The organism is Mycobacterium kyorinense, assembly GCF_001672775.1.
Classification (GTDB): Bacteria; Actinomycetota; Actinomycetes; order Mycobacteriales; family Mycobacteriaceae; genus Mycobacterium; species Mycobacterium kyorinense_A.
This window is the reverse complement of record NZ_LZKJ01000116.1, coordinates 93,274-112,088: the sequence shown is the minus strand read 5'-3', so window position 1 is coordinate 112,088 and position 18,815 is coordinate 93,274. Positions and strand designations below refer to the sequence as shown.

Annotated in this window: 18 protein-coding genes; 5 read left to right on the top strand and 13 right to left on the bottom strand. The window is 64.6% G+C overall.

All coding sequences use genetic code 11. The features are described from left to right. Positions 1 to 40: 40 nt before the first annotated feature. Positions 41 to 913, bottom strand: a complete 873-nt coding sequence (locus A5707_RS12710; protein WP_065014805.1) for a hypothetical protein — start codon at positions 911 to 913, stop codon at positions 41 to 43. 126 nt (positions 914 to 1,039) lie between these two features. Here A5707_RS12710 and A5707_RS12705 point away from each other — a divergent pair, with 126 nt between their 5' ends. The 3 genes from A5707_RS12705 to A5707_RS12695 all read left to right on the top strand — a co-directional run bounded on the left by A5707_RS12705 (position 1,040) and on the right by A5707_RS12695 (position 3,738). Next, positions 1,040 to 1,780, top strand: a complete 741-nt coding sequence (locus A5707_RS12705; RefSeq protein WP_065014804.1) for a glucose 1-dehydrogenase — start codon at positions 1,040 to 1,042, stop codon at positions 1,778 to 1,780. A gap of 79 nt (positions 1,781 to 1,859) precedes the next feature. Continuing rightward, complete coding sequence (locus A5707_RS12700; protein WP_065014803.1) at positions 1,860 to 2,984, top strand: NDMA-dependent alcohol dehydrogenase; 1,125 nt, start codon at positions 1,860 to 1,862, stop codon at positions 2,982 to 2,984. Between the two features lie 28 nt (positions 2,985 to 3,012). Next, positions 3,013 to 3,738: a pirin family protein gene (locus A5707_RS12695; protein WP_065014802.1), complete on the top strand. Its 726-nt coding sequence runs from the start codon at positions 3,013 to 3,015 to the stop codon at positions 3,736 to 3,738. Here A5707_RS12695 and A5707_RS12690 read toward each other — a convergent pair. Continuing rightward, positions 3,735 to 4,037, bottom strand: coding sequence for a GlsB/YeaQ/YmgE family stress response membrane protein (locus tag A5707_RS12690; protein WP_065014801.1), 303 nt, complete (start codon positions 4,035 to 4,037; stop codon positions 3,735 to 3,737). The genes A5707_RS12695 and A5707_RS12690 overlap by 4 nt on opposite strands. 136 nt (positions 4,038 to 4,173) lie before the next feature. Here A5707_RS12690 and A5707_RS12685 point away from each other — a divergent pair, with 136 nt between their 5' ends. Continuing rightward, positions 4,174 to 5,496 carry a YhgE/Pip domain-containing protein gene (locus A5707_RS12685; protein ID WP_082969430.1) on the top strand — a complete coding sequence of 441 codons (1,323 nt, stop codon included), beginning with the start codon at positions 4,174 to 4,176 and terminating at the stop codon, positions 5,494 to 5,496. A 103-nt stretch (positions 5,497 to 5,599) separates the two neighbouring features. Then, a complete protein-coding gene (locus A5707_RS12680) occupies positions 5,600 to 6,733 on the top strand; it encodes a phosphodiester glycosidase family protein (protein ID WP_065014800.1) in 1,134 nt (377 codons plus the stop codon). A gap of 3 nt (positions 6,734 to 6,736) precedes the next feature. Here the strand turns inward: A5707_RS12680 and A5707_RS12675 are convergent, their stop codons facing one another. Genes A5707_RS12675 through A5707_RS12625 form a run of 11 tightly spaced genes read right to left on the bottom strand, consistent with a single transcriptional unit; the run spans position 6,737 to position 18,815 of the window. Next, complete coding sequence (locus A5707_RS12675) at positions 6,737 to 7,426, bottom strand: YoaK family protein (protein ID WP_065014799.1); 690 nt, start codon at positions 7,424 to 7,426, stop codon at positions 6,737 to 6,739. 40 nt (positions 7,427 to 7,466) lie between these two features. After that, entirely contained in the window at positions 7,467 to 8,195 is a 729-nt protein-coding gene (locus tag A5707_RS12670; RefSeq protein WP_065014798.1) for a mammalian cell entry protein, read from the bottom strand. Next, positions 8,162 to 8,773: a mammalian cell entry protein gene (locus tag A5707_RS12665; RefSeq protein WP_065014797.1), complete on the bottom strand. Its 612-nt coding sequence runs from the start codon at positions 8,771 to 8,773 to the stop codon at positions 8,162 to 8,164. Before A5707_RS12665 ends, A5707_RS12670 begins: the two co-directional genes overlap by 34 nt. Further along, positions 8,770 to 9,747, bottom strand: a complete 978-nt coding sequence (locus tag A5707_RS12660) for an RDD family protein (RefSeq protein ID WP_065014796.1) — start codon at positions 9,745 to 9,747, stop codon at positions 8,770 to 8,772. Before A5707_RS12660 ends, A5707_RS12665 begins: the two co-directional genes overlap by 4 nt. Next, on the bottom strand, positions 9,744 to 10,562 hold the full coding sequence (locus tag A5707_RS12655; RefSeq protein ID WP_065014795.1) for a hypothetical protein: 819 nt from the start codon (positions 10,560 to 10,562) through the stop codon (positions 9,744 to 9,746). The genes A5707_RS12660 and A5707_RS12655 overlap by 4 nt, the downstream gene beginning before the upstream one ends. Further along, on the bottom strand, positions 10,532 to 12,097 hold the full coding sequence (locus A5707_RS12650; RefSeq protein WP_065014794.1) for an MCE family protein: 1,566 nt from the start codon (positions 12,095 to 12,097) through the stop codon (positions 10,532 to 10,534). Before A5707_RS12650 ends, A5707_RS12655 begins: the two co-directional genes overlap by 31 nt. Beyond that, positions 12,091 to 13,254 (bottom strand): virulence factor Mce family protein, encoded by a 1,164-nt coding sequence (locus A5707_RS12645; protein WP_065014793.1) that lies wholly within the window; start codon positions 13,252 to 13,254, stop codon positions 12,091 to 12,093. Before A5707_RS12645 ends, A5707_RS12650 begins: the two co-directional genes overlap by 7 nt. Beyond that, positions 13,251 to 14,888 (bottom strand): virulence factor Mce family protein, encoded by a 1,638-nt coding sequence (locus A5707_RS12640; RefSeq protein WP_065014792.1) that lies wholly within the window; start codon positions 14,886 to 14,888, stop codon positions 13,251 to 13,253. Before A5707_RS12640 ends, A5707_RS12645 begins: the two co-directional genes overlap by 4 nt. Then, positions 14,885 to 16,471 (bottom strand): virulence factor Mce family protein, encoded by a 1,587-nt coding sequence (locus tag A5707_RS12635; protein ID WP_065014791.1) that lies wholly within the window; start codon positions 16,469 to 16,471, stop codon positions 14,885 to 14,887. Before A5707_RS12635 ends, A5707_RS12640 begins: the two co-directional genes overlap by 4 nt. Continuing rightward, positions 16,468 to 17,508, bottom strand: coding sequence for a virulence factor Mce family protein (locus tag A5707_RS12630; protein WP_065014790.1), 1,041 nt, complete (start codon positions 17,506 to 17,508; stop codon positions 16,468 to 16,470). Before A5707_RS12630 ends, A5707_RS12635 begins: the two co-directional genes overlap by 4 nt. Then, a complete protein-coding gene (locus A5707_RS12625; protein ID WP_065014789.1) occupies positions 17,505 to 18,815 on the bottom strand; it encodes an MCE family protein in 1,311 nt (436 codons plus the stop codon). The genes A5707_RS12630 and A5707_RS12625 overlap by 4 nt, the downstream gene beginning before the upstream one ends.

The window sequence follows — 18,815 nt, the reverse complement described above, 5'->3', positions numbered from 1 at the left end:
AGTGTGGTCTTATGTCACGCTCCGGCCGAAAAACCGTGCATCAAACCCACATTCGGCAGCCTGCTGCCGTTAGCGCGCCAGAGACGCGGGCTACAACGACTGCCGGGCGATAACGCAGAAGGTCACTACTGACGCGGATGATCACCCAGCCCAGTGCCCCAAGCTCGGCATAGCGATCGATATCGGCCGTGCGACGTGCAGGATCTGTCCAATGTTGCGCCCCGTCAAACTCGATACCGACCTTCCATTCCCGATACCCCATGTCGATGCGCGCGAACGGATATCCGGAACCGTCCGCCACCACGATCTGTGTCTCGGGTTTCGGCAAGCCCGCGCGCACGAGTAATAGCCGAGTGCGCGTCTCCTGGGGTGATTCCGCTCCCCCATCCATCAGTTCCAGTACTTGACGCAACTGCACCAAGCCCCTTACACCCCGATGTCGTTGGATCAACTCTTCGACTTCGACGGCTTTCAGCGCGGTGGCGTTGGCCAGCGCATCCAGCCGGATGACGCCAGTTGTCAACCCTTTGCGTCGCCCGAGGTCGAACGCGGTTCGCGCGGGGGTGGTAACCGGTACCCCCTTGACGACACACGATTCCTCGTCGAACAATTTGTCGCGGTGAATGACGATGCCCTCGACGCCGCACGGTTCGGCGCGATTCAACTCGGCCGGCAATCGGGCATCAATCCAACGTGAACCATGCAGCGCAGCCGCAGATAACCCCGCGAGGGTGGCCGCTCGTCCTGACCACAACCAGGCTGCGATGCCGCGTGTGACGGCTGTCAGCTCTCGACCCTTCGGCACGTAGACGTTGCGATACACCAGCTCGTGCTGGCTGCGCAACGCGCGCCTGCTGACTCGACCGGCGCTCAGTGCTTCGGTCCCCATGAACGGCCAATCGCGATCTGCCATGCGCTGACCGTGTCAATGAACCGCAAATCTGCAAGTCGAATGTGGGCTTGCGTCACGGCTTCTGTGGAAAAGCGTGCATCAAGCCCACATTCGCCGAGAATCCGCCGCGGGGTAGCCTGACCCGCCATGGGACGAGTTGACGGAAAAGTCGCACTGATCAGTGGTGGCGCCCGCGGCATGGGCGCCGCGCACGCGCGGGCCTTGGTCGCCGAAGGAGCGCGGGTAGTCGCCGGCGACATTCTCGACGACGAGGGCGCGGCGTTGGCCCAGGAACTGGGCGCGGCGGCCCGGTTCGTCCACCTCGACGTCACCCAGCCCGATCAGTGGAAGGCGGCGGTGGAGGCGGCGACGGCCGAGTTCGGCGCCCTCAACGTCCTCGTGAACAACGCCGGCATCGTCAACGGCAACACGCTGCAGAACTTCCCGCTCGCGGACTGGCAGAAAATCATCGACATCAATTTGACCGGGACATTCCTGGGCATGCAGGCCGCCGTCGAGCCGATGATCGCGGCCGGCGGCGGCTCGATCATCAACATCTCGTCCGTCGAGGGCCTTCGCGGCAGCCCGGGTCTGTACGGCTACGTGGCATCCAAGTTCGGGGTACGCGGGCTAGCCAAAGCCGCAGCGCTGGAATTGGCGCCGCACAATATCCGGGTCAACTCGATTCATCCGGGCATGATCCGCACCCCGATGACGGCGGGCATCCCTGAGGACTTTCTGCAGATCCCGCTGGGGCGCGCGGCCGAACCTGGTGAAGTGTCTGCCTGCGTGGTGTACCTGGCCTCCGACGAATCCTCGTATTCCACCGGTGCGGAGTTTCCCATCGACGGAGGCCTGACCGTCGGGGTGCCGCACAAGACCATGTAACCGGGCATACCCGCAGGTAAAACCCTAAATTCGGGGCTGTACTGTAACGTGTTCTGGCTCGTTGGCTAAGATCGCTCGGATGAAGACCAAGGGCGCTCTGCTGTGGGAGCTGAACTCGCCGTTCAAAGTCGACGAAATCGAGGTGGGCGATCCCGTCGACGACGAGGTTCAGATCAGGATGCATGCCGCGGGCATGTGCCACTCCGACTACCACCTGACCACCGGGGCCACCCCGATCGCGCTACCGGCACTCGGCGGGCATGAGGGCGCCGGCGTCGTGACGAAGGTCGGCAAAGGTGTCACCGGACTGGAAGAGGGCGACCACGTCATCCTGGCGTTCATCCCGGCGTGTGGGGCCTGCCCGCCCTGTCTGAAGGGCTTCCGGTCACTGTGCGACCGCGGCGCGGTGCTGTTGGGCGGTAAGGCCATCGCCGACGGCACTTCCCGGGTGCGCGCCGGAACTCATGACGTGTCGCCGATGAATTTGCTCGGCACGTTCGCCCCCTACATGACGGTGCACAAGGATTCCGTCGTCAAGATCGACCCAGACGTGCCGTTCGAGTCGGCGGCGATCCTGGGTTGTGCGGTGCCGACCGGATTCGGATCGGCAACCAACGTCGCGCAAGTGCAGCCCGGTGAGACGGTGGCGATCGTCGGTGTCGGCGGCATCGGGATGAGTGCGCTGCAGGGCGCGGTGCTCTCCGGCGCCAAACACGTCATCGCAATCGACCCGGTGGAGTTCAAACGTGAACAAGCCATCAAGTTCGGTGCCACCCATGTCTATCCGTCCATGGCCGAAGCCATCGCCCCGATGATCGACCTGTCGTACGGACTGATGGCCGACAAGACCATCATCGCCGTCGGCGAGATGCGCGGGGAGATGATCGAAGAGGCGATGATCCTGACCGCCAAAACCGGCACCTGCGTGGTGACCGGCATGGGCGCGATGACCGACGTCGACGTCAAGCTCAACTTGTTCCTGTTCACGATGTTGCAGAAAACGTTGAAAGGCAACATCTTCGGCGGCGGCAATTCGCACGTCGAAACCCCGCGGCTGGTTGGTTTGTACAAGTCCGGGCTGCTGAAGGTCGACGAGATGGTGACCAACACCTACCGGCTCGAAGACATCAACGACGGCTACCAGGACATGCTCGACGGCAAGAACATTCGCGGCGTCATCCAGTACACCGAGGCCGACTGGTAACCGCCATCGGGCGGGTACCGTGGAGCCCATGCCTGCGACCGTCGACATCAGACGTGCGCAGGACCGCGCCGTCACCAAGACGTCCTGGCTGAACTCCCGGCACTCGTTCTCGTTCGGCGACCACTACGACCCGGACAACACCCACCACGGCGTGCTGCTGGTCAACAACGACGACGTCGTCGAACCCGGCTCGGGATTTGACATGCATCCGCATCGCGACATGGAGATCGTCACGTGGGTACTGGACGGTGTGCTGGCCCACCGTGATTCGGCGGGAAACTCCGGAGTGGTGCACCCGGGCCTGGCGCAGCGCATGTCGGCGGGCAGCGGCATCATGCATTCGGAGAAGAACGACTCTCCTAGCGAGCCAGTTCATTTCGTTCAGATGTGGGTGACGCCCGACCAATCTGGCGGCGCTCCCGGCTACCAGCAGGAAGAGGTCAGCGAAAAGTTGCTGACCGGCAGCCTGGTGACCATCGCCTCCGGTATCCCCGGCCACGACGCCGCGATCACTATCGGCAACCGCTCAGCGGCTCTGCACGGCGCGCGGCTACGTCCCGGTGAGGCAGTCGAACTGCCGTCGGCGCCCTATGTGCACCTGTTCGCCGCACGCGGCAGCGTCGACGTCGAAGGCCTCGGCGAGGTCCTCGACGGCGACGCTGTCCGCTTCACCGACTCCGACGGGCGCCGGCTAACTGCCGGTGAACCGTCCGAAATCCTGGTCTGGGAGATGCGTACCGGGTTGGGCGGCTAGCGCCGAAGCCCCATCCGGCGTCCGCCGACCTGGCTGCCACTGCGTCCGGTGATGCCGACGTAAATGGCAATCAGCAGGACGGCGACCGCGACGCCGACCAGGAACGGAATGACTTCCCAGCCACCGTTGGCGTTGGTGTATCCCAGCTTGTAGGTCAACCACGACCCGACTAATGAACCAACGAAGCCGAGCAGGATTGTCATGATGATGCCGATATGTTGCGGGCCGGGCATCACCAGGCGTGCGAGTGCGCCGACAATCAACCCGATCACGATGGCGCTGACGATGGTTCCAATCATTGCTGCTCCTCTGTTTGCCGCCGAAGCGTCCTGTGACGCCGTCGTCAACCGGGAGTTCCCCCTTTTGCGGATCTCCTAACGTGGCCGCGTAACCAGCACCCGCCGACATAGGGTAGGCCCGACGATAGGAGCGGGTATGCCTCAACCACAGCACCACGCAGCCACCGTGAAAGCGACCCGGACGGTGCGGTTCTGGGCAGTGCCGATCGTCGTCACGTTGGCCGTGCTGTCGGCACTGGCCGCCTTGTATCTGGGCGGCATCCTCAAACCGACGACGAGCCTGCGGCACTTTCCGGTAGCGGTCGTCAACGAGGACGCCGGCCCGACGGGTGCACAGATCGTCAAGGGTCTGGTCGCTGGTTTGGACAAGGACAAATTCGAGGTGCGCGTGCTGACCCGCGAAGCGGCGCTGCACGAACTGGACACCGCAAAGCTTTACGGCGCGGTGGGGATACCACCGGACTTCTCGTCGAAGTTGCAGACCTTCGCCAAAGACGTGGCGGCCCCGGGCCGAATAGACCGCCCTATGATCGTCGTCTCGACAAACCCGCGGGCCGGTACGCTGGCTTCCAGCATCGCCGGCCAGACTCTTTCTCGGGCCGCCACAGCGGTCAATCGCAAAGTCGGCGAACGGCTTTCGGAAGAGGTGGCTCTGCAGACCAACGCCGCGCCGATGGCCGCCGGAGTCACGGCGATGCTCGCCGACCCCATCCACATTCAAAGCGAGGTTTACAAGCCTCTTCCCAACGGGACCGGCAATGGGTTGTCGGCGTTCTACTATGCGCTGTTGCTGTTGCTCGCCGGGTTCACCGGCAGCATCGTGGTCAGCACACTGGTGGACTCGATGCTCGGTTACGTGCCAGCAGAATTCGGCCCGGTGTATCGATTCGCCGAACAGGTCAACATCTCGCGGTTCCGCACGCTGCTGGTCAAATGGGCATTGATGCTGGTGCTGGCGCTGTTGACGTCTGCCGTCTACATGGTGATCGCCAACGGGCTGGGCATGCCCATCCCCGATGGCCGCGCGCTGTGGCTTTACGGGGTGTTCGCGATCGTCGCGGTCGGCGTGACGTCGACCTCGCTGATCGCGGTGCTGGGTTCCGTCGGACTGCTCGTCAGCATGCTGCTGTTCGTCATTCTGGGACTGCCGTCTGCGGGGGCGACGGTTCCGCTGGAGGCCGCGCCGTCGTTCTTCGGTTGGCTGGCCAAATTCGAACCCATGCATCAGGTCTTCCTCGGCGTGCGTGCACTGCTGTACCTCGACGGTCACGCCGACGCCGGATTGACCCATGCCCTGATTTTGACGGCCGTTGGACTGGTGATCGGCCTGCTGCTCGGCGGCATCGTCACCCGCATCTACGACCGCCGCGGCTACCACCGGATTCCGGCGCCCGCCTCGGCGACAGCAACGGACGAGATCGCGTCCACCAGCCAAGAGACGACGCCCCCCTCGGAGTAGCGCTCGGCCCTAGGCCGGAAGTTCAAGCCGCGGAACGTCATTGCCGCGCCGCCAAAGCGTCATCCGATCGTTATGCAAATTGACTCTGTTACTGGTGTGGTTAATGTTGTGCTTGTTGTATCGACGTTCGCGCCGAAAGGTCCCCCCCGTGTCGACTCTCGCCGCTACCTTCCGGCGCATGGCAGCTTGCTGCGGCGCGGCGATGTTGTGCGTGGCGTTGGCGACCACCACCGGGCAACCGGTTGCGCGCGCCGAGGCGCGCGATTTGCTGGCCGGCGCCATCGCCGGCACCCGGGGCTCTTACCTGGTGTACAACTTTGGTGCCGGCCACCCGGCGCCGATGCTCAACGCCGGCGGCAACTGGTACGACGGCACCAGCGGCGGGCATTTGATGATCATCAAGGCTGCCTCACAACGCCTTTCACCGCACTTGCTGGTGGACAGCCACCGCGGCGCGCAGTCGCGCTGTGAGCGCACACCCGGGGCACGCACCGGTGACGGACTGTTGCAGGCATCCGAGATCTACTCTCCGCTGCAAGCGTGGCAGGCGTTGGGCCAACCGACGATTGCGATCAACGCCAACTTCTTCGACGTGCGGGGCCAAAAGGGCGGGTCGTGGCGTTCGACGGGCTGCAGCTCACCGCTGGGCGCCTACGTCGACAACACCCGCGGCCAAGGCCGGGCCAACCAAGCCGTCACCGGCACGGTGCCCTATGCCGGCAAACAGGGCCTCTCCGGTGGCAATGAACACTGGAGCGCGCTGGCGACAATGATCATGCCGACCCGAGGCGCACCATACGTGGTGTGGCCCAAGGGCGGCCGGGACGGCAGAGACTACGACGCCGCCACCCCGGTCGTTCAGGGCTTGGTGGACAAAGGCGAGCCGTTCGTCGCGGTGAGCGGGCTGGGCCTATTGGCGCCCGGCAGCACCGGACAACTCAACGACGGCGGGCCCAGCGCGGCCCGAACGGCCATCGCCTACTCCCAACCCAAAGACGAGATGTATGTGTTCCAGGGCGGCAGCTACACCCCAGACAACATTCAGGACTTGTTCCGCGGATTGAACAGCGACACTGCGGTGTTGCTGGACGGCGGTGGATCGTCGGCGATCGTGCTGCGCCGTGACACCGGTGGTATGTGGGCTGGCGCCGGAGTGCCGAAAGGGTCCTGCGACACCCGGCAGGTCCTGTGCGATTCGCGCGAACGGGCCCTGCCCAGCTGGCTCGCGTTCAACTGATGCTTAGCCGTGCTCCGGCCGGCCGAACCGAAAGATCAACAGGCTCACCGCGACCACGGCGGCGGCCAATCCGATCACCGGAGCCACCGTGACCCGCGACATCGTCGCGCCCAGAATGGCGCCCCCGCACATCGCCGCGATCACGCTGTAGCGCAGCTTTTCCCGTTCACCGCTGCCACCGGCCAGCCGGCTGTCGACACCGAGGCCGACGACCGTGGAGGTCAGCACCGTCGTCGTGAGCTCCTGGATGCCGAACTGGCGTGCGGTGGCGTTCTGCACGCCGAAAGTCATTGCCAGGCCGGCGATGAGAATAAGTTTGGTGTTGGCGCGATAGTCCAGGACGCCGGTGCCGGCCAAAATCGACAGCACCACCAGGATGGTGACCTCCAACCCGAGCGCCACTGTCAGCCACCGCCGTGTCTGGTGGCCGAGTAGACGAATCAGCCGGCCCCCCAGCACGGTGCCGGCAAGAAACCCCGCAAAGGCGACGACCGCCGCGGTCAGGTCGATACCGGCGCCCGGGACGAACCAGAAACCCAGGAAGATAACGTTTCCCGTCATGTTGGCGACGAACACGTGCCCCAGGATCAGCACGCTGATCGCGTCGACCAGGCCGGTGGCGAAGGTCAACAACAGCAACGCTGCGACCGTCAACCGGTTTGATACCGGCGAGGTGATCACGCCAGCAGCCATGAGTTCCAATACGTTTCGGCGCGGTGCGCAGCCGGCAGGGTTACAGCTGGGGCGTCAGATCCAATGAAGTGATGGTGCTCATCTTGGTGACGAACCACCGCGAGTGGTCACGTTTCATCTGCAACCGGTACGACACATACTTCAGCGAGGGAATGTTCTTGGTCAGCGGACTAGTCGACGTGGAGTTGGTGTAGACGATCGCGGTGGCGTTCGGGTCGTTCAGGGATTCCACTGCCGCACCAGTCACCTGGGTGTTGTTGGTGATTTGCGCTTGCTTGTTGGGCGCGGCGATCGCATCGATGTACTTGCGGTACTGAGCTTCGAAATCGCCGCTGAGGTATTGCGCCGAGCGATCCGCCAGCTTGTCCATGTTGTCTGGGGTGTAGGTCCACAACGTCGTGATCGCGTTGGCTGCAGTGCGCGCGATTTGCAGCTTGGTATTCACGGTGGCGCGATCGACGAGATACGGCTGTACGGCGGCGCCTGCGAACGCTGCCGAGCCCACGAACAGCGCCGCGGCGACACCGACCGCGACGGCGACCCACCGGCCGACGCGTCGCCTTGCCGGTCGACCCTCCTCCGCCTCGTTTTCGGCAGCGTCGGTCCCAGCCTCGTCGTCGGCCGCAGTCTCCCCCGGCTCACCGTCAACCGAGTCCGCCGCGGTGTCGTCGGTTGCCGCAGAATCGGTTTCGACGGCCGCGCCATCCTCCGACTGCGTGTCGGGGGTCTCGTCTGTCAGATCACTTGCAGCAGGCTGCTGATCTTCCACTGGTTCCCTTCCTGCTGAGCGGTCACGACCCAACGGTTCGTGCTCTCGATAACCTGTTTGCCGTCTGGGGATTTCGTGGTGATTTCGGTTGCCACCAACACGCTGGCGCTGCCGTCGTCGTTCCACCGTTCGACGCCGGCGTCGAGCGCCGTGCCCTTGGTCGGCTCCGCTTGCGCGATATGGACCAGAATCGGGTTCATGTTGTCGCGGTACTGCTTGGCGAAATCCCCGGTTCCGCGCTCCAAGATCCGGTCGACATAGGCGTTGGCGTGGAAGGGATCCAGGGACGTGAACTCCGTCATGAACGATCGAACGGAGCTCAACACCACGGCTTCTTTCATCGCCACCCGCCGCTGCGCCTCATGCATGTAGAGGATGAGCGCCGACGCGGCGATCGAGGCCGCCACAAGTAACACGGCTGCGGACACCGTGATCGGCAGCACCCACTGGCGCGACGGCTTCCACCACTGCGCCGGTAACTCCAATCGCCGCCGCAGCCTAGACCACCGGGTCGACGGCGGCAGCTGCTCGGTGAGGAGCGGCTCTTCGCCGGGCTGAATTCGACGGCGCGGACTCACTTTTCACCCTTCGGGGGCTTGGGCTTGGTCACCACGGTCAGCTCGTCGACGAGCCAATGTGCAGCTGCCCCTTTGACGAACGACACCCGCACCGTCGCTGTGATGTAGCGCTCCGCGTCGCCCGCGCCCCGGTGCCCCTGCAGGAACACCAACATCGTCGCCCGCTTCGGTGTCGCGGAGAGTACGGCGTCATTGGTCGCCCAGTACTCGTTGACGACGGGATGCCCGTTCTGTATTGCCTCTTGCTGGGCGACCAAGAGTTCGCGGTACTTGTCGGTCGTCAGCGATTGGGCGCGGGTGAAATCATCGTGCAGGGTCGCCGGGTCGTAGCTCAGCATCTCGGTGACGATCTTCGGGCCCTGTTCCGCGATTTCGGCGCGCGTGTGGTCCGACGCCCGCATAGGCAGATACACCGTCACGGTGCTCAACGCCGCGCCCGCCACGCACAGCAGCGTCGCCGCGGCGCCGGCGACGGCGCCCAGCCGCCGAATGTCGGCCGGCCGGCGAGCCGGGTCGAGGCGATGCACCTCGGTGCGCACCACCATGTCGGCGAAGGTGCGCCGTCGGCCATCCCAGAGCGGCCACAGCCAACCCACGAAGACCGAGAGGGTGTCCAACAGGTGGGCCAGGTCGCGCAGCACGAGTCGGCCGGCACCCACGGGCGCCCCGTCGGGGCGCACCACCGTAATACCGCACAAGGCCCGCCCTAGGCTCCACCCGCGGACCGCGGGTAGCATCACCCGGTTCGCCGTGGCAATCAGGATGGTGGCAGCGCCGACGACCACGCACACCCACCACCAAGTGCTGCGCAGCGGCATCGTCAACGCGACCAATGCCATCGTCGCCACGACGGCAAGCGCGGGGAGCACATCGACGGCCAGCGCACCCGCGCGGAGGTGCCAACCTGCCGGGTCGTTCGGCGAGGGCTCTTCGACAACCGGCGGGGTCTGTGGCTCTTCGACCACCACCGTCACTTCGTCACCAAGTCGAGTTTGGAGATCTTGAACTGTCCGTCAGCGGATTCCATCGTCGCCCGCATCCGGTAGCCGACTTCACGGTCGGTGGCATCGGAGTTGGTCACCTTGACCCGGGTGGCGACCAGCACGTTGATCGACCCGTCGTCGTTGTTGCGCTCGACAGCCGCGCGCATGTCCGACATCTGCACGGTCACGTTGGCGGCCTGGTAAGCGTCGGCGAGCATGCTGCTGTACAGCGCCGCCTGGGTGCCGAACGCACCGGTGGAGCATTCGATGATCTTCTGCTGACTGGCAGCCATCGCCGCGGTATCCGGTGCGTTCAACGCCGACACACAATCTTTGGCTGCCTGGACAGCGGCGATGTCGTTGCGCGCGAGCTGTTTACTCTGCAGATGCGACCGCAACGCGAAGTAGCCACCGGCTCCGAGGCCTGCGGCCAAGACGACCAGAGTCGCGGCAATACCGACCAGCCAGCGTCGCCCGAGGCGTGAGGGATTGCCGGCGTCGACGGACGATTCGGTGTCAGGCTCGGTTCCGGTGGCCGACTCGTCGTCTTCCCCAGTTGGTTGCGGGGCTTCGACCGTCGCCTCCTCGGCTCCGACCTCGGATTCTTGCGAATCCTCGGCCGTCACCCCGCTGCTGGTCTGGTCGGCTCCGACCTCGGATTCTTGCGAATCCTCGGCCGTCACCTCGCTGCTGGTCTGGTCGGCTCCGACCTCGGATTCTTGCGAATCCTCGGCCGTCACCTCCGTGGACGACGACTCGTCGGCATCGGTGGGGTTCAGCCGGCTGGTGCCAGCATCTCCTTCCATCCGTCGTCTCCTGTTTGGCTCGAGTTTTGCACCGCGTACTTGACACCGTCGGGTCCTACCAGTTCGCCGCTGGACGGACTGTAGACCGCCGTCGGGCTGCCCGGAGTGTAGACACACGGGTTGGGCTGCTGCCCGTTGCACTGGACGGTACCCGAACCCGGCCGCTGAAGCGGGTCGCTGATCGGAGGCGGTGTCTGGCCACCCGGCGGCAGCCGATCGGCGGCCAGGGGGTTCATGCCATTGTTGATCGACGGTGCCTGTATCACCTGTCCTGGGTTGACCGGCTGATCGCATCGCGCACCCGGTGCCGGGCAGTTCAAGATCTGGTTGGGGTCGCCGTACCAGGGGTTGGTGCCCAACGGCTCATACGGCTTGTTACTGCGGCAATCCTTCGGCGTCGCGGCCCGTTTGCCCGGTACGTCGACGCACGGGATGTTGCGTGCGCCGCGCACCACGTTGTAGGGGTGGTCTTGCTGGATCCTGCAGTATTTCGTCTCTGTCACGGGCGTCACGCTGACATCCGCCGGTGACCGCCATTCAGGTGCCGGACGGAATCCGGTCAAGCACGGCGGCGGGTAGTTGATCGACAATCCCAGGTCCAGCGGAGCCGTGTGTTCGCTCTTGAACGGCTCAATAGTGAGGGTTTGAACCAACGACCCCACCCCCGGCAACATCACCAGTACCTGCTCGAGGCCGCCGTGGTAGCGCTTCAGCATCTCGATCACAATCTCGAGATTGGCCAGCGTCTGCGGCAGGGAATCGCGGACGTCGGTGAATACCGCGTTGACCTCATCGGTGGTCGGTGCCGCCTGGCGCAGCACACTTTGCAGGTGCTGGTCGTTCTGCGCGCTCTGGGCGGCCAGACTGTTCAGGTTGCGCGCCCACCGCTCGATCGCGGCCCCGGAGTTGGCCTGGCTATCCAGGATCGGTCCGGAGTTTTGGATGATGTCGTCGACATCACGAATGTTGGTTTTGAAGTCACCGACGATCGCTTGAGTGGAGTCGACCAGCCGCTGCAGCGACGGACCCAAGCCGCCGACGGCTTGCGCGGTCTCGTCGAGCAACGAAGCGATCTTGTCCTTGGGCAGCACTTCCAGCCCGCGATTGGCGGTGTCCAGCGCGGGCCCGATCTCGGCGGGCACCGTGCCTTCGGTGATGGTCTGGCCGGGTGAGAGGAACTTGCCCGGATTACCGGTCGATACCAGGTCCAGATACTGCTCACCGACCGCGGACACCGAATGCACATTCGCGGACGCATCGGCCGGAATCTTGTAGCGGCTGTCGATGCTCATCGTCGCCTCGGCGCCGTGTTCGGTCGGCTCGACGCCGGTCACCTTGCCGATAGTGATGCCGCGATACGTCACGTTGGCCGTGGGGTACAGCCCGCCTGAGGCGGGTAGATCCGCCTTCAGCTCGTACTGGCCGATACCCACCAGGCTCGGAATGCGCAGGTAGTACCAACCCAACACGACTATCGCCACCACGGTCAGGATCGCGAATAAGATCAGCTGACGTTTGACGAAACGAGTCAGCATTGCCGGTCCGCCCTCTCCACCAGTGGTCCGCCGGGGGCATTGTTCGGATTCGACGTGTAGCGGACGTCGGGGATCATCGTCTCGGGGTCACGCCCGAACGACTGCTCGAGTGCGCGCAACGCGCCGGAGAACCCGGTCCCGGTGAGGAACGCGTTGTCGACCGACGACAACGTCGTGTCGACGGTCAGCGTCGTGTTCATGAAGTCACCCCGAATCAGCTTGGGTGCCGTGTCGATGTCGAACGGGACGGTGAGGAGCAACTTCAGCGAACCGAGCAGATAAGGCGCGCCTTTGCCTAACTCCCGCAACGGGCACTGCAGCGACTGCAGGTTCTGATGAAGCGGGCCACGCGCTTCGGACAGGTACTGGTCGGCGGCTTGGCTGAGCCGGCCCACCGCGTCGACGGCGTTGATCAGCAGCTGCTGCTTTTCGGCGAAATGCTTGATCAGCGGCGGGAATTCGGTCAGCGCCCGATCCAGGACATCCGAGCGCGGACCCACGTATGCCAGCAGCCGGTTAGTGGAGTCGATGGCGTGCGTGATGTCGTCGCGCTGCTCGTTGAGCTGGCGGGTAAACGTGTCCAGCTTGCCGAGGAACGCGCGGATCTGCGGGCCCCGACCGGTCAGGATGTTGTTGACCTCGTTCTGCAGGACCTCCAGATTCGGGATCCCGCCGCCGCGCAGCACCGTGGCGAGACTGGCCAGAGTTTGCTCGGTAGTGGGAAACGCCGACGAGTTCTTCAACGGGATGGTGTCGCCGTTCTTCAGCGGTTGCGGCGACGGGTCGCGCGGGGCGGCCAGTTCGATGTGCTGTGAACCCAGCAGGCTGGTCTGCCCGATCTTCGCGGTGGCGTTCTTCGGTAGCTTGACGTCCTTGTCCAAGCCCAGGGTCAAGGTCGCCACCCAGTTTTTGAGCTCGATCTTGCGGATCGAGCCGACGAACACGTCGGCCACCATGACCTTGCTGTTGCCGTTGATGGCCAGCGTGTCGGGCACCTGCACGTAGACGGTGTAGGAGCCGGCTCCGCTGCCCGGCCCGCCGGGGATCGGGACATTCGAGATGCCGCGCCACCCGCAGGAGCTCAGCATCAGCGCGACCACCAGCAGAGCCAGTGCCTGCCACGCCCGGCGGCCAGCTCGGAACGCTACCCGCTTCACTCTCCGCCTCCCGTCGACGAAGCCGCCTCAGCAGGCAGCGGTGGTCCAGCGGGGCCCGGAACCGGTCCGGCCGGCGCCGGCTGTGGCGCGGGAGTCGGGGCAACCGGACCCGCGACCACCCCCGGCCCAGGCCCGGGCGCCGGTACCGGCACTTGCGGGGCCGAGACACCGATCGGCGGCGCGACGGGGTATTCGTCGTAGGCGTTGGGCGGCCCCGGCGGGGTCTGCAGGTTGGATTGCACCGGTTCGATGTTGGGCCCGCCCATCAGTTCGGCCAGCGATTCAGGGGTCAACAGGCCCGCGGTGACCGGTCCTACCTGCACACCCTGCATTCCGGGCGCAGTGATCCAGCCCTGCTGGGTGTTGCGATGCGACGTCGGGGTGTCGGGCACCCAGATCCCGGGCACGGTGGTGTCCTTGTACCCGTCCGGCGGCTGTAACCGCGGCTCGGAGTAGGCGATCTGTTTGGGCAGCGTCGCGGCAGTGGTGAACGGGTTCAACCCGAACGGCAGAAAGTTGAACTTGATCGCATCCAGAATCGGCGCCAAATACTGGGCACACAGTTCGGCTGATTCCTGATAACCCAACCGGCTGCCGGCCTGAATCGAGCTACAGATGAACTGCATCGGGTTGACAAAGTTCACGATCGTCGGCAGCCCGACGACGGCACCCTGCGCCGGGTGATAGATCCCGGTGGCATTCGCCAACGCCGTCGGCGCGACGTGCAGGAAGGTTTCCAAACTGTCCAGCGGCTCGGGTTGCAGCAGGGTGTTGGTTACCTCGGCCAGGTTGTTGACGTCGTGCGTCAGCACCTCACGGTTTTTCGCCAAAAACGGTCGGATGGTCGTGATCAGACTGTCGACCTGCTGCAGCGCATTCGCTAGGTCTTGATCAGTACCGGTCAAGCTGTTGGTGAACTTGGCCAGGTTGGTGTTGAGCGCCACGAACTTCTGATCGTCTTCATGTAAGGCGTTGACGAACAATGCCAAACTGCGCACCACCGCAAAGAAGTCGCCACGGCCCTCATTGAGCGCGGTCAACGACCGCGACAAGCTGTCCAGCGTGGTGTTGATCTGCTTGCCCTTGCCGGCCAACCCATCGGCGTAGTGCTCGATGATGTCGCCGAACGGCCCCTTGGGCTGCTCCTTGGTGGGCCCCAGCTTGGAGATGATGTTGGTAATCGTGTTGCGCAGCTGATCCCACTCGGTGGGCACCTGGGTGCGCTCTTCGGGGATCACCGCGTGATCGGCCAGCACCGGACCACCCTTATAGGGCGGCTCCAACTGAATGCTGCGCGAGGCCACCAGGGTCGGGTTGAGGATCACCGCCGACGCGTTGGCCGGCACCTTGTACTTGTTGTTGTAGTGGAAGGTGACCTTCATCTTGTCGCCGGCCGGCTCGATCTTGTCGATCGCGCCCACCCGCACGCCCATGATCTGGACCTTGTCGCCCGAATACAGCGCATTGGCCTCCGGGAAATAGGCCACCACGGTGTTGTTGGTCAGTTTCTTGTAGAGCTGCAAACCCACATAACCGACCACCAACGCCAACACAATCACCAGCGAACCGATGATCACGGACGCCCGAGAAAGCTTGGGCAACCGCAAATTACGGACATCAAAGATCGTGCTCACGGCGCGGTACTCCCCCCTAGGCTGCCGCCGCCGCCACCGGGCTGGCTACCCAGCTCGCCGGGCGGGATGAACGGAGCGGGCAGTTGCTGACCAGGTCCAGGCGGTGCCGCCGGTCCGGGTGGCAGCCCGGGCGCGAACGTCGATGGCGGCGCGGGCGGTCCGGCCGGCCCCTGCGGTTCGCTGCGCGCCCCCGGCGGGCCGGGCGCCACCGGCACCGGGGTGCCCGGCACGTCAGGCGCCGGGTCGCCGTGCCGCCCGGCGATCGGGATACCGGGGGTCGGCGGCAACCCATTCGGGTTCGGCGGTGAGCTCAGCACGTCCGGCAAGGCCGGGTAGGGGCCGTTCGGGCCGAACGGACCCTGGTCTTGGTTGATCCCCGCGCATGGCATCGGGTTGCCGGGGCGCGGCAGCAGTTCGGGCGTCGGCGTGTACGAGCACGGCGAGCCTGGCGCCACCGCGGGTCCGGGATGATCCGGGGTGCCTTCGAGCACCGGCGGCGCCGGCGGTGGCGCACCGTTGGGGAATCGGGTGCCGTTGGGGTCGGGGAACCGGAACGCCGGCAGCCCTGCGGTGCGCCAGAAGTCCTCCGGGTCGATGCCGCGCTTCTTGAAGGCCGCATCCACCCACGGCTGCAGGATCTGGTACGGCACCAGGTTGGCCAACTGCACCTTGAAGTACGGCCCCGATCCGACGACGTCGTTCAGGGCACCGATGTTTTTGCCGAGGATGGTGATCGATTCGGCCAGGTCGTCCTTGCGGGCGACCAGCAGGTCGCTGACGGTGCGCAGTTGCTCCAGCACGTGGTTGAGGTTCGGGTTGTCGTTGATGAGGTTGGACACCTGGGCCGAGAAGGTGGCGACGTTCCCCAGCAGTGCGCTGATCGCGCGACTGCGCTCGTTGAACGCGGCCAGCAGGGTGTTGGCGTTGACGAACAGTCGGTCGATCTGTTCGCTGCGGTCCCCGAGCACGCTGGCGATCTGGTTGGCCTGCGCGAGCAGGTGGGTGATTTGCTCGTCGCGCTTACCGATGGTGTCGGAGAACTTAGCGACGCCGTCCAGGGCGGCGCTCAGGTGGGGGTAGGTCTGATCGATGGTCTGCGACAACACATTCAGGGAGTGTTTGACGGTGTCGATGTCCCAGCCGGAGGCGGCCTTGGTGACGTCGAAGAACGCGTCGTAAATCTGGTACGGGGTGGTGCTTTGCCCCAGCGGCAGTACGGCGTTCGGACGCAGCATCTGGGTGCCCCGCGGCTCGATCTCAAGCACCTTCTTACCCAGGATGGTGTCGGTGCGGATCGCCAGCCGACTCTCGGTGCCGATCGGGTTGGCACCGGTCGAAAACTTCATCACGACATGGTCGCCGTCGATTTTGATTCCCTCGACGTTGCCGACGTTCACACCGGCGATGCGCACCTTGTCACCCTTGCTCAGCCCGCCGGTGTCGGTGAACTGCCCGTAGAAGCTGGGCTTGGCGAACAGCATCGGGACACTCGTCAACGTTTGGCCGACGCCGATGACCAACAGCACGATGGCCAGGCCCATGAGCCCGATCCGCATCCGGTTGGGCGGTTCCAGCGTCCTCATTTCGGCGTGCACCTACCCGTCGGCTGCTGGAAGATCCGGACCGTGCGAACCGGACCGCCCGGCTGCAGTCCGTTGGTCTTCAGAAGAAGATCGCACAAGTAGAAGTTGACGAAGTCTCCGTAGTTGCCGACGGCGTTGCCGACGATGCTCAACCCTTCCGGCGTCCGGCGGATCTGGTCGTCGTATTGGTCACGCTGGTCGATGATCGCCTGCTGGATCGGCTCGAGGTAGTTGACGGTCTTGTGCAGCAGGTCCCGGTTGTCGGCCAGCAGGCCGCCCACCGTTCCGGCGGCATCGCTGATGTGCGCGGTACCGGCGGCCAGCGGATCGGCGTGGTTGTTCAGCCCGGTGATCAGTTTCTCGAAGTTGTCGACGGTCTGGTCGAACTCCTTGCGATGCCTGACCGTGGTGTCCAGCACCGTGTTCAGGTTCTTGACCACCTCGCCGATGGCCTGGTCCCGCTCGGCGATGTGCGAGGTCAGCTGGGCGGTCTGGTCGAGGATGTCGTTGATCGTGCCGCCTTGCCCCTGGAAGACGGTGATGATCGCCGTGGCGATGTTGTTGACCTTGTCCGGGTCGAGTGCCCGGAACAGCGGTTTGAAACCGCCGATCAACGCGTCGAGGTCCAGGGCGGGCTGGGTGCGCGACAGCGGGATGAATCCGCCCTTCGGCAACACCCGGTCGGCCCCCTCGCCCTCGCCGCGCTTGAGCTCCAGGTAGCGGTCACCGATCAGGTTGAGGTAGCGAATCTGTGCGGTCGTGGACTGGTACAGCGGTACCGAGCGGTCGACGTCGAAATCCACCCGCACCCGATGTCCACCGTCGAGCAGCTTGATCTTTTTGACCTTGCCGATCTCCACACCTGAGGCGCGGACGAACTGGCCCGTCCGCAGCCCACTGGCATTGCTGAATTCCGCGGAGTAGCTGGTGGTTCGGTCGAAGCGCATTTGACCGAACACCACCACGATCACCGCGGTGAAGAAGATCAACACCACAGAGAAGATGGCGAGTTTGACGACGGTACCGGTGATTTTCATGGGTTGATCGTGTTGTCTCCTACCTGGCGGCCCCAGACGTATTCGATTGCATACGGTGAGCCGGTGTCCACGTGGTTATACGGCGCAAGGCTGTTTCCGGTGTCCGCAACCAGGTACGGCGCGGGCCACAAGTCGTGGGTGATCTTTTGCCAGCACCCCGGGGCACCCCCCGGGCCGCCGCGCGCGTTGACGCGCGGCAGATTCTCCGGATAGGTATACGGATACTGCGCGCCGCCCACCAGCCCGGCCAGGCCGGCCAGGCCCATCGTCGCCGCGGTGGCGCCGATCCCCGGCAGGCTCAGCATGAATCCCAATCCGGAGAACAGGGTGGTATTGGTGCGCAACGAATAGCCGCCATAGCCGCCGGTAAATGCGGCGACGTCCGGTTCGGCCTCGGCGATGTTGCGCAATGTGCAGTACAACTCTGGGCTGTAGGTGTCCAGCAGTTCGGCGGTGGGCACCAGGTCGGCGGCCCCGCGTGCCAGATACGGGCCGCCCCGGTTGAAGATGTCGGCGCCGGTGTTGCCGAACCCCACCGCCGCCAACAAGGCTTGGTCGAGGTCGTTTTCGTGCTCGTGCAGCGTGTGTGCGGTGGTCACCGCGTTGTTGAGGAAGTCGAACAGGTCAGGCGCGGCGTTGGCATAGGTGTCGCCCAGGTCGGCGAGCCGTTGAATGTCGTGGCGGATCGTCGGCATCTGCGGGTTGATCTCGTCGAGCACGGCGCTGCCGTTGATGATCGACTGCCCGAACTTGTCGCCCAGCCCGCTCAACGCCTCCGCGGCCGCCGACAGTGTCAGGTTTACCTTGACCGGATCCACTTTCTCGGCGATCGAGGTGATGGTCTGGAACAACGTGTTGATCTCGGTCGTCACCGCGGTCGCGTCGATGGTGTCCTTCGGGCTAATCCGTTTCTTCGACGGGTTTTTCGGCGAGGTGAACGACACATACTTGCCGCCGAAGACGGTGGTGGCTTTGATCTGCGCATCCACATTCTGCGGAATCAGTTTGAGGTAGCGGGGAAACACATCCAAGGTGAACTTCGCCGCTGGCTTGCCGTGCATCGTGTACGGCGAGATGTCGGCCACCCGACCGATTTCCACGCCGTTGTAGGTGACCTTCGAGCCGGGGTCCATCACCAGGCCCGCCCTCGACGACACCATCGTCAGCTTGGTCTTCTTCTCGAATCCGCCCCGAAACTGCACATACACCACCGCAGTTATCGCCGCGAGCACCACCAGCAAGATCACACCCGCCGTCTTGTACGGCGGGTTTCGCGGCTTGTTTTCTTTCCCTTGGGGCATCGTCAT